Below are 10,459 nucleotides of genomic sequence, written 5' to 3'. Positions count from 1 at the left end.
GCGACTGGCCGGAGGGCAGGAGCTCGAGAAGAACGAAGTTCTTCGAGGGGCTGACGGGGAGGGGGGCTCGCCCCCCTCCCCTGTCTCCAATTCGCACCTTCGGTGCTCGAACTTCTGTCCGAAACCCTTCGGGTTTCTCAAGCTCCGGCCCTGCGGGCCATCGCATCCTTCGGACAGTCGTTCCCCCCACGGCGATACTCCCACGGTCCACTGCATGGGGATTTTTCTCCGCTCTCAGGTCGTTTTGCGTTTGTCGCCACCTGAAACCCATCCAGCACCCGGTGCTCTCCAATCGAGCCAAGTGGAAATTTGAGTAACGGTGTTGTACAGTCAATTACGTTCCCCTGCGTAGGGGACGAAACTCCCCAAATGCCTGCTACGGCACTCAGAGTTCGTATCGCTTCAAAAACTCCCGGATCTTCCGGGACTCCATCCATTCCCGGTCCAACCGGTTGATCTGCACATTGATCCTCCGGACCTGCTCCCGGAGTTTTTCTGCGGTCACCTCGTCGTCGAGCAGGTCCGCAACCCCCATGACCACCTGGAGCGGGTGGCGGACATGGTCGGCAAGGACGGCGAACTGCGCGATGTTGCGCTCGGTCATATCGAACGCCTGCTCCCGGAGCCGCTCGTACAGGATCCGCTCGGAGATATCCCTGCCGATAGCCTGGAACCCCACGATCACCCCCTTCTCGACGATCGGCGACTCGTTCAGTTCCAGTATGACGGTCTCCCCGTCCTTCCGCCTGACCTCGACCTGGAGCCTCTCGACCTGCTCGCCCCGGAGCACCTTCCGGCACCCCTTTTCCCAGGCAGGAAGGCTTGACGGGAGAATGTAATCCTCCCATTCCGTTCCTACCATCTCTTCGGGAGAGTACCCGAGTATCCGCTCCATCGCCGGCGAGACGTAGTTCAGCCCGTCGGCCAGGTACGACGTAACGATGAGATCGAAACTCCGCTGGGCGATCCCCCGGAACTTCTCCTCGCTCTCCTCAAGCGCCTCTTCCACATGCAGCCGTTCGATGATCCGGCCGAGCCGCCTTGTGACGGAGTCAAGCAGCATCTGCTCTTCCGGCAGGAACGGCCCTTCGGCCCCCTCCGGAACCTCCACGAGATACCGGACCTCAACCTCGCCAACCCGCACGCCGCGGACGACGATCGGGCTGCTCTGCTTCCAGGGGGTCTCTCCCGGATCGCCCCGGTAGTAGTTCCGGCCGTAGACGGTGATCCGTACCTCGGTATCGTCGGGGTACTGCCAGCCCAGGGGAAGGGAATCGGCAACCGCCTGCAGGAGCGTTTCAAGCGTTATTCCCGGAACCTCGACGAGGTGCGAGATGGTGTACAGGCACCGGAGTTCGTCCATCCGTTTCTTCAGTTCGTGCGTCTTCTCCCGGAGCGCCTCCTCCGCACGGTTCCGTTCGGTCACGTCGAAGGCTGTCCCGGTAACGCCGGTAATTTTGCCCTCCCCGTCCCGGAGCGGCTTTAATGTCAGGTCCCGGATGCGCTGCTCGCCTGCGACGGTGAACGCCACCGCCGCCCGTACGGTCTCTCCCGTCTCAAGCACCCGGCGTTTGAGCGCGGTAAGCTGTGCGGCGTTCTCGGGAAAGACCTCTTCGTCCCGCATGCCGATGATGGACGCATCCGTAGACCCCAGCTGCTGGTTGTACGACCAGGTGTAGCGCAGGTCCTCGTCCTGCACAAAGACGACCACCGGCGAGCGGTCGAGCGCGACCTTAAAATGGTGCGCGTTCAGATCTGCGGTGGCATCCCTGATCTTGATGAGCCGCTGCCCGTCAAAGACAGGCTTGCCCGTGATCGAGAGCCAGCGCCGGGTGCCGTCGGGTGTCCGGGCACGGTAGAGGTGGGCGGGCAGATCCGCACCGTTCTCAAGAGCCTGCCGGAGCAGCCGTGCGGAGGCCTTATCCTCGAGGGTCGGCAGGAGGTACGTGCCGAAGAGAGTTCGCACGTCCATTCCTATACCGTCCTCCTGCCGGATGGCAAAGGTGCGTGCGAGAGCCGGGTTGTACCAGCAGACCTTCCGGTCGTCGCTTACTACAAGAAGGCCGTCCTCGAGAGCGTCGAACACCGCAGGATCACAGGGTGCCCGTTCATAATGCGAGTCTGTCATTACCCACCGGCGCTGGAATGCAGTCGCTGTAGTGGTTGTGCTCCGGGGACATTAAAAAGATTACTATCCGATTCCGAGGTAAAAATCCGGTTTCCTCGATCTCCCGGGGATTCCGGCTGCACCCCGGGTTTCCTGGAAGGCCAGGGCCTGCTGCAGCAGGCCGGGTAAGAAACCGGGCGGCGAGGTGGCTGCAGGTCGGAGACCACCCCACTGGTAGCGCGGAAGCTGTCGGGGTCCGGCCATGGCCACCAAGAAGGACTCCGGGAGATTCGACGGTTTCCCAGGTAGGTGATGGAGCAAAGGCCGGATCCGGGAGGGGAGACCGGTGCGGCTTCCCCCAACACATAAATACCATCGGCGAGCTGTGAGGGGTTTATGGTGACGGATACAGAGTCCATCGGGATCTTCTCCGTGATCCGGGAACGCCGGAGCGTCAGGAACTACACCGACCGTGAGATCCCGGACGAGGCCCTGAGGGCGATCATCGCTGCGGGCATCCAGGCCCCGACCGCTCTCGGGCTTCAGCCCTGGCAGTTCGTGGTCGTGAGAGACAGGGAACTGATGCGGCAGGCGTCCGACTACTGCAAACCAATCCTCTTAGAGAAGATCGGAGAAGAGTCGCGCCCCGGGACGGAAGAATTCCTCGCGGCGCTCAGGAATCCGGAGTTCAATATCTTCTACAACGCCCCGGTGCTGGTCCTGGTCCTCGGCGCCCGGGATGTCGTATCAAGCGTCCTCGACTGCGCGCTCTGTGCGGAGAACATGATGCTTGCCGCCTGGGCGCTCGGCATCGGCAGTTGCTGGATCGGTTCCGCAGCCCTCATCGAGCAGAACCCCGGGATCCTTGCGGCGCTGAAGGTCCCCGAAGATCACCAGATTGTTGCGCCGCTGATCTTCGGCTATCCCGCCCCCCTGTCTCCGAAACCGGTACGGCGGGAGCCGCGGATAACGTGGGTTCCCTGACCGGGACCGGTAGTGATCGCAAAGGGAAGCAGTTATCACGGACTTCGCGCTCTTCGCAACTCACACCTCCGGTGCTCGAGCTCCGGACTCGAAGCCCTTCGGGCTTCTCATGCTCCGGTTCTAGTGAACCGTCGCACCCTTCGGCCCGTCGCAACTCGAAGCCTGACGGCTTCTCAAACTCCTGCCGCCCACGATGCTCGCACTAGTTGCACTCATGAATCGTTGCGATTCTCGCCTACGGTGCTCACGCGTGACTTTGGATTGCGTTCCAGACGCGGATTCCGAGGGGATATCGCCCTGGGGGAGGGGCTGACGGGGTGGGGGGCGAGCCCCCCTCCCCTGTCCCCACCCCCCGTGGCGATGTTCCCACGGTCCACTGCATCGGGATATTTTCCTCGCTTCACTTGCTTGTTTGTCGCACAACGACGGCCTTCGGCCCGTCGCGCCGTCCCGGCAGTCGCGCTCTGGAGCGTCGCTCTTCGCGGCTTTGCGTTCTTCGCACCTGCGATGCTCATGCTCCGTTCCTTGCGGAACGTCGCACTTCGCGTGAGGTCCTGTCCTTCTCTTTGTACGTTATCTCACGCGAAGCCGCGAAGGACGCGAAGATCAGGTTGGTTGTGAGTTCCGCCCCTCGTTTAGCCGGCGGCCGTGCACGCGACCGCCTCCGCCGGGATGATCGGGAGCGTGATCCGCCGCCGGTCCCGAATAAGCGTCAGGGTTGCCGGTTCCGCGATGGGCCAGACGGCCAGGAACCGGTGCAGGTCGTCGACGCACGTCACGCCGGTCTCGTTGATCGCGACGATCAGGTCTCCCGGCCGGAGTCCTGCACGGCCGGCGGGGCTTGCCCTGTTCACCGAGACGACCTCGACCGCCTGGTTCGCGGTAAGCCCGAGCGCCGCAACAAGCGGCTGCGGGAGCGGCTGTGACTGCCCGGCAATACCCAGGTATCCGCGCCGCACCCTGCCGTCGGCGACCAGCTGCGGCAGGACCCAGGCGGCGGTGTTCGAGGGGATCGAGAAGCAGATGCCCTGCGCCATCGGGATGATGACCGTGTTGATGCCGATGACCCGGCCGCGCGAGTCCACCAGCGGACCGCCGGAATTGCCGGGGTTTAAGGGAGCGGTGTGCTGGATGATGTTCTCGATAAGGCGGCCGTCCCGGCTCCGGAGCGCCCGCCCGAGAGCGCTCAGGACGCCCGTCGAGACAGTCGAGTTAAAGCCGAGCGGGTTGCCGATGGCTATCGCGAGCTGGCCGACCGAGAGCGCTTCGGAGTCGCCGAACGATGCGTAGGGGAGGTCCCCGGTATCGGTACGGAGCACGGCGAGATCGGTCGCCGGGTCGGCCCCGGCCAGGCGTGCGGGAAGAGCGGTCCCGTCCGCCGTCCGGACCTCGAGCCTCCCGGCTCCCTGCACCACGTGATTGTTGGTCAGGATGTAGCCTTCCGGTGCCACGATCACACCCGAGCCTGTTCCCATCTGCTCGCCGCGCCGGCCCTGGAGGTTCTTCCCCGCGACCACGCTAACGACCGCGGGCCCCACGGACTCGACGACCCGGACGACGGCCCGGGAGTAGGCGTCGAGGAGGTCGGCATCGGACTCCCCGGTATAGGTGGATGCATCGCTCACGGATGGGACGGATACCGGACGGGAGTCGCCAACCTGTCGGAAGAATGTGCGCTCTGTTTTATCCATTATAATTTATAATTTTATAATCAATAGTAATGTACTTTCCGCACAGGTTTGGTGAGCAACGTCCCCAACAGCGCGTAAGATCGCTCCTGCATTGGGCGCGCAAGAACGCCCCCCCTCAGGGACCGCACCGGATCGCGCCTATCCGATCTTGCTCGCGCCGCAAAGGACAAATAGCCGCAATCTCTATTGCCCTCCATGCTCGAGACGGCTTCGATTGAAGTGAATGTGAATGCAACGAGGGTCGAAGTGTGCCCCACGAACATCAGGCGAGTGCCGCAGGCCGGCGAGGCCTACGACATCGTGGAGATCGAGACCGACCGGGGGACGACCACCTGCCGCTACTACGAGGCCGAGGGAGCCAGAAACGGTGTCGTCATGGTCGGCGGGACCGGAGGCGGGTTCGACACCCCCGCACGGGATCTCTACCCCCGGCTGGCAAAAGACCTCCCGAACCACCGGATCGATGCGCTCCGGGTGCAGTACCGGCACCCGACCGATCTCGTGGAGTCGGCTATCGATACGGTCCTCGGCACGCGGTACCTTGAAAGTCAGGGCGTCTCGGCCGTCGGGCTGGTCGGGCACTCGCTCGGGGGGGCGGTGGTGGTCCAGGCGGCCGCAAACGACCCTGCGGTCAGGGTCGTCGTCGCCATCTCCACCCAGACCAACGGGACCGAACCGGTCGCCGGCCTCGCCGGCCGTGCGGCAATTCTCTTCCTGCACGGGGACGCCGATCCGGTCCTCCCCCATCGCTCGTCAGAGGAGGTTTACCGCCGTACCCACGAGCCCAAACGGCTGGTCATCTACGAAGGGGCGGGCCACACCCTCGATGAGGTGGCGGAGAGCCTCTACGTCGAGGTGAAGGCATGGCTCCTCAAACACCTCCCGGGTACGCTTGTCTGACCGAAAGAATCTGGTAACGGGAATGCCTATTCGCGAGTTCAGGCTGGAACGGTTCATGGCGGAGCACGAGTTCCGGACATCTTACGTGCTCGGGGCCTCCGACTGCGAGACGATGAGCGTACAGGAACTCCTCTCTCTTGATCCCGGGTCAGAAAATGACCTCCTGCGGCTGCGCCTCGGTTACGCCGAGCCGGCAGGAAGCCCATCGCTCCGGGAGGCAATCGCCGGGCTTTACTCAGGGGTGTCGCCCGATGAGGTCATCACCTTCAACGGGGCATCCGAAGGGATCATGGCGTTCATGTCAACCGCCCTCCAGCCCGGCGATCATGTCATTGTCCAGTTTCCCGCATACCAGTCACTCTACGAGATCGCCCGCTCGCGTGGTTGCGACATCACGCTCTGGCAGATGGACGAGGAGAAGGGCTGGAGCCCGGATCTCGAGGTGCTGCAGGAACAGGTCAGACCGACGACGAAAGCGATCGTCGTCAACTCCCCGCACAACCCCACCGGCTACCAGTTCCCGGAGAGCGACTTCCTGGCTCTGGTCGGGTTCGCGGAGGAGCGGGGCATAACCATCTTTTCCGATGAGGTCTACCGGCTTCTTGAGCACCGGGCCGACGATCGAATCCCTGCTGTAGTCGACGTGCCGGGCGCTCATGTCTCGCTCGGAGACGTCTCTAAAGCATACGGGCTTGCCGGACTCCGCACCGGGTGGATTGCAACCCATGATCGGGATCTGCTCGGACGGCTTGCGAGATACAAGGACTACTCAACCATCTGCAATAGCGCTCCCGGTGAGTTCTTTGCCGAGATCGCGCTCCGTCATCAGGGAAAGATCGTCGCCAGGAACCTGGATATCGTGCGGCGGAACGTCGGGCTGCTGGACGATTTCTTTACTACCTGGAGCAGCCTCTTCTCGTGGGTCCGCCCCCGGGGAGGAACGACAACGTTTCCCCGGCTCAGCACAGGGGCGGGTGCTTCTGCACTCTGCACCGATCTCCTGGGTTCGGCAGGCATCCTCCTCATTCCCGGAACAGTCTTCGAGCACGATGACGCTCATATCAGGTTCGGCTACGGGAGACTGGATATGCCTGAGGGTCTGGAGCGCCTCGACGGCCATCTCAGGGCCCGGTTCGGCTGAGCCCGGATTGAACCCGACGCTCCGGACCCTCCCCCTCCAGGTATCGGCGTGCGGCGCAGGGGTCGGCGCTCGCGAAACCATCGACGCCGATACGGGCCGCTCCGTCGACATCGTCCGGTGAATTCAACAGCCAGGGGATGACGAGCAGCCCGGCATCGTGTGCCCGCTTCACCACCTCGCGTGAGACCCGGTCCCACCGCGGGAGAATCAGGTCAGCCTGCGCCGAGCGGGCGAGCCCGACGGGATCGACGATCTCCCCCGAGTAGATGAGGCCCGCCTGCGCCCCGGGGAGGAGATTCTTTGCCATCGCAACGCTTCCGGGGTTAAACGAGACCAGAAAGAGCCGTTCTGGCATCCGGCCTATGATCACCGAGGCGACGATCGCTTCGGTCCCGGGCTCCTTGATCTCCACGACAAGCCCCTTCTTCCCCTGGACGAGGTCGAGGACCTCCAGAAGCGTCGGGATCGTCTCGCCCTCACCCGTGTCCAGCCTCTTTATGTCCTCGAGGGTATACCCCTTGACCGGGCCGGTCCCGTCGGTTGTCCGGTCGACGGTTGCATCGTGGATTGCAACCGGAATACCGTCTCTCGTGAGGCGTACGTCGACCTCGACGAGATCGGCACACGCCATACCTCTTCGCAGCGCCAGCAGGGTGTTCTCCGGGCCGAGAGCCCTCGCCCCCCGGTGTCCGATGATGAGCATGCGACGCCATGCACCCGGGGACCAGATATAGGTTGGCGGGTCGCAGGCCTTTCCGGCAGAGCGGTCCATGACCTTGAAGCACTTCCAGGTACGGTGCGGTCCGGTTGCTTGCATGGCTCCCGGCACGGAGCGCCGCCCTGAGAAACGGTTCCTTCAGAGGCAGGTGCCGCCTCCGGCACCTGTGTACGGCTGAAAACAGGGTTACTTTTGCTGGACTTTCTGAAACTCTGATTTAACGTCTTCCTGGCTGTTGTACTGCTTATCCTCAAACTGGTTCAACGCATCAAGGATGCCCTGGGGTGCTCCGCTCTCCTTCGCCTGGGAGATAAGACTGTCTTTCGATGCGGGGAAATTGATCCTTGAGGTGATCTGTTCGATGATCCGGGGATCGAGTTCCTGCAGGGACCCGGCGACTTTCGACATCCCGCCCATGGCGGATTCTTTCATGCCTTTCATACTGCTCACCGTCATATCTGCGCTCCCTTTCCGGGAGGCGGCCTCAGAGGGGTAAGATGCAATAAATACCTATCGGCCGTACTGCGACGGGGATGGTTACCCCGTGCTGGCCGAAAGCGATCGGACCCCTCCTGCGGTGAACGCCGGCAGGGCGCCGGAGGCTGCACCGGTTCGAGCGGAAGGGCGGTAGCAACGGCGGGGATTTGCTCCGAAACAAAAGATTTTGCTGGCTGTCAGGCCGACCGCCCCTCCGGCAGAGCCAAATCAAAAGGTTAATTTTACTAATCTAACAAATTTCTCGTTCATGCGAACGCATGGTATTCTTACGTTGCTCGCCTGTCTTGTCGCAGTGCTGGCCGTCGTCGGTGCGGGGTGCACCGGCACGACCGAGCAGACCGGCGGAGCGGAATTGAAAGACTCCTATATCGTCGGTATCGACGGCGCGTATCCTCCCTTTAGCTACATCGACAAGGACGGGAACGCCCAGGGATTCGATGTCGATTCCATGAGGTGGATCGCCGAGAAGAAGGGCATCGAGGTGACGTTCATGGCGGTCGACTGGGACGCCATCATCCCGACCCTCCAGGCGGGGAAGATCGATATGGTCTATGCCGGGATGTCGATCACCCCCGAGCGGGAGGAAGCGGTCAACTTCACCAACCCCTACTGGTCAATCAACCAGGACGTCGCGGCCCGCGAGGACTCGAACGTGACGCTTGAGGACGTCCTTGCCGGAAAGGTGGTCCTCGGAGCGCAGCGGGGATGCACCGCCGCGGACTGGATCGAGGAGAACCTGATCGAGACCGGAAAGATGCCTGATGAGAACCTGAAACGCTACGCAGACACACCGGCTGCCGTCAGCGACCTCGAGATAGGCAGGGTCGATGCGGTCATGTACGACGACGTCTCCCTGCAGGACATCATCGAAGGCAAGCCGCTGAAGATCATCGGGTCCGTCGAGACGCAGGAGCAGGAGCAGTTCGGCGTCGCCATCCGCAAGGAGGACACCGCGCTCCTTGAACTCATGAACGAGGGGATCGCGGAACTGCAGGCCGATCCCTACTGGGAAGAACTCAAAGAGAAGCACAACCTGAAGTAACCGGGGACGATTCGCCCCCCATTTTTCACGATATTTAACCCACCCGGAGGCAACTCTCCTGTATCCGCGTAAACCCGCCGCCATAGAGAACGGATCCACCCTCGCGAACTACCGGGCACCCGTCCTCTGTGCGCTGGCGACGGCGGTCCTGATCGGTGGGAGCGCCCCGTTCACGAAACTCCTCCTCGAAGGAACCGGGCCGCTCGCGCTCGCCGCACTGGTCTCGCTCGGGAGCGGTTCCGGCGCCCTGCTCTTCTCCCTCACCGGAACGGCGGTGGGTAACAAACGGAGCCACATGGAGGCGCCGCCCGGGAGGAGCGAGATCCCCTGGCTCATCGGCGTGACGCTCTTTGGGGGGCTTCTCGCACCGGTCACCCTGGTATTCAGCCTCCCGGAGACGCCGGCGGCGACGGCCGCCCTCCTCCTGAACTTCGAGGCCGTAGCGACGACGCTGATTGCCGCGGCGGTCTTTCGTGAGTGGGTGAGCCGCCGCGTCTGGGCTGCGCTCGGGTGCATCACCGCGTCGTGCCTCCTCCTCACCTGGAACCCGGCCGCCGGACTCGGGCTATCCCTCCCGGCGCTCGGCATCCTGCTCACCTGCCTCTTCTGGGCGGCCGACAACAACCTAGGGCAGCGGCTCTCGGCAAAGGATCCCCTCCTCGTTATCTCCGTAAAGGGGATCGGGGCCGGCACCGTCACGCTCCTCGTCGCGCTCGCCGCGGGCGAACATCTCCCGGGCCCGGGCACAGCCGCTGCCGCCATGGTGGTCGGGTTTCTCTGCTACGGGGGGTTGACAAGCATCCTCTTCCTCCTCGCCCTCAGGGGGATCGGCGCCGCCCGGGCGGGTTCGCTCCTTGCCGTCTCCCCGTTCTTCGGCGTCCTCTTCTCGCTCCTTCTCTTCGCCGAATTTCCGGCGGGTGCGTTCTACGTCGCGTTGCCCGTCATGGCGCTCGGGGCCTGGCTGATGGTCTCCGAGGAGCATTCGCACCCTCACCGGCACCCGGCGACCGTCCACGAGCACCGCCACCGCCACGACGACCTCCACCACGACCACACCCACGAGGCCGGCGACCCGCCGCTCTCGGCGGCCGGCGAGCATTCCCATGTGCACGCGCACGCGGAACTCGCCCACGAGCACCCGCACCAGCCCGATATTCATCACCGGCATTTGCATAGGCGGTAGGGGGATGGAGAAATGGGGCCGCTACATCTTTTTAGAAACGTGTAGGTGGGTTGGTGAGGTCAGCACCACTCGAAGTATGATGGGCTTTCACGGTTTGCAAACGTGTTTTCGCATGCTTTTCGAATACTCTGCTTCATTCCATTGAATAAACCCGTGCACGGATTTCCCGTGGATATCGCGTCTGGGGGTGGGGTT

The 10,459-nt window shown here is 63.2% G+C and carries 9 protein-coding genes; 5 read left to right on the top strand and 4 right to left on the bottom strand.

Going from position 1 to position 10,459, the window contains the following annotated elements; genetic code table 11:
- Window positions 1-385 precede the first annotated feature (385 nt).
- Window positions 386-2,128, bottom strand: coding sequence for a PAS domain S-box protein (locus BRA62_RS08605; protein ID WP_292366159.1), 1,743 nt, complete (start codon window positions 2,126-2,128; stop codon window positions 386-388).
- Window positions 2,129-2,503: 375 nt separating this feature from the next.
- Between BRA62_RS08605 and BRA62_RS08600 the strand changes: the two genes are divergently transcribed.
- Complete coding sequence (locus BRA62_RS08600) at window positions 2,504-3,091, top strand: nitroreductase family protein (RefSeq protein WP_292366158.1); 588 nt, start codon at window positions 2,504-2,506, stop codon at window positions 3,089-3,091.
- Between the two features lie 635 nt (window positions 3,092-3,726).
- Here BRA62_RS08600 and BRA62_RS08595 read toward each other — a convergent pair.
- Window positions 3,727-4,782, bottom strand: a complete 1,056-nt coding sequence (locus BRA62_RS08595; protein ID WP_292366157.1) for a S1C family serine protease — start codon at window positions 4,780-4,782, stop codon at window positions 3,727-3,729.
- A gap of 195 nt (window positions 4,783-4,977) precedes the next feature.
- Between BRA62_RS08595 and BRA62_RS08590 the strand changes: the two genes are divergently transcribed.
- Entirely contained in the window at window positions 4,978-5,682 is a 705-nt protein-coding gene (locus BRA62_RS08590; RefSeq protein ID WP_292366156.1) for an alpha/beta hydrolase, read from the top strand.
- Window positions 5,683-5,704: 22 nt separating this feature from the next.
- The gene (locus tag BRA62_RS08585) at window positions 5,705-6,823 is read left to right on the top strand and encodes an aminotransferase class I/II-fold pyridoxal phosphate-dependent enzyme (RefSeq protein WP_292366155.1); all 1,119 of its coding nucleotides are present in this window, start codon (window positions 5,705-5,707) and stop codon (window positions 6,821-6,823) included.
- On the opposite strand, the gene BRA62_RS08580 is transcribed toward BRA62_RS08585, so the two are convergent.
- Complete coding sequence (locus BRA62_RS08580; protein ID WP_292366154.1) at window positions 6,804-7,526, bottom strand: glycerophosphodiester phosphodiesterase; 723 nt, start codon at window positions 7,524-7,526, stop codon at window positions 6,804-6,806. The two genes, BRA62_RS08585 and BRA62_RS08580, sit on opposite strands and share 20 nt — an antisense overlap.
- Before the next feature lie 201 nt (window positions 7,527-7,727).
- Entirely contained in the window at window positions 7,728-7,997 is a 270-nt protein-coding gene (locus BRA62_RS08575; protein ID WP_292366153.1) for a DUF2795 domain-containing protein, read from the bottom strand.
- Between the two features lie 289 nt (window positions 7,998-8,286).
- On the opposite strand from BRA62_RS08575, the gene BRA62_RS08570 reads away from it, so the two are divergent.
- Complete coding sequence (locus BRA62_RS08570) at window positions 8,287-9,081, top strand: ABC transporter substrate-binding protein (RefSeq protein ID WP_292366152.1); 795 nt, start codon at window positions 8,287-8,289, stop codon at window positions 9,079-9,081.
- A 58-nt stretch (window positions 9,082-9,139) separates the two neighbouring features.
- A complete protein-coding gene (locus BRA62_RS08565) occupies window positions 9,140-10,264 on the top strand; it encodes a DMT family transporter (protein WP_331519872.1) in 1,125 nt (374 codons plus the stop codon).
- The last annotated feature ends 195 nt before the right edge of the window (window positions 10,265-10,459 follow it).

Source organism: Methanoculleus sp. UBA208, from assembly GCF_002498065.1.
In the GTDB taxonomy this organism is placed as follows: domain Archaea; phylum Halobacteriota; class Methanomicrobia; order Methanomicrobiales; family Methanoculleaceae; genus Methanoculleus.
The sequence above is the reverse complement of the archived record's forward strand: the minus strand, read 5'-3'. Positions and strand labels throughout refer to the sequence as shown.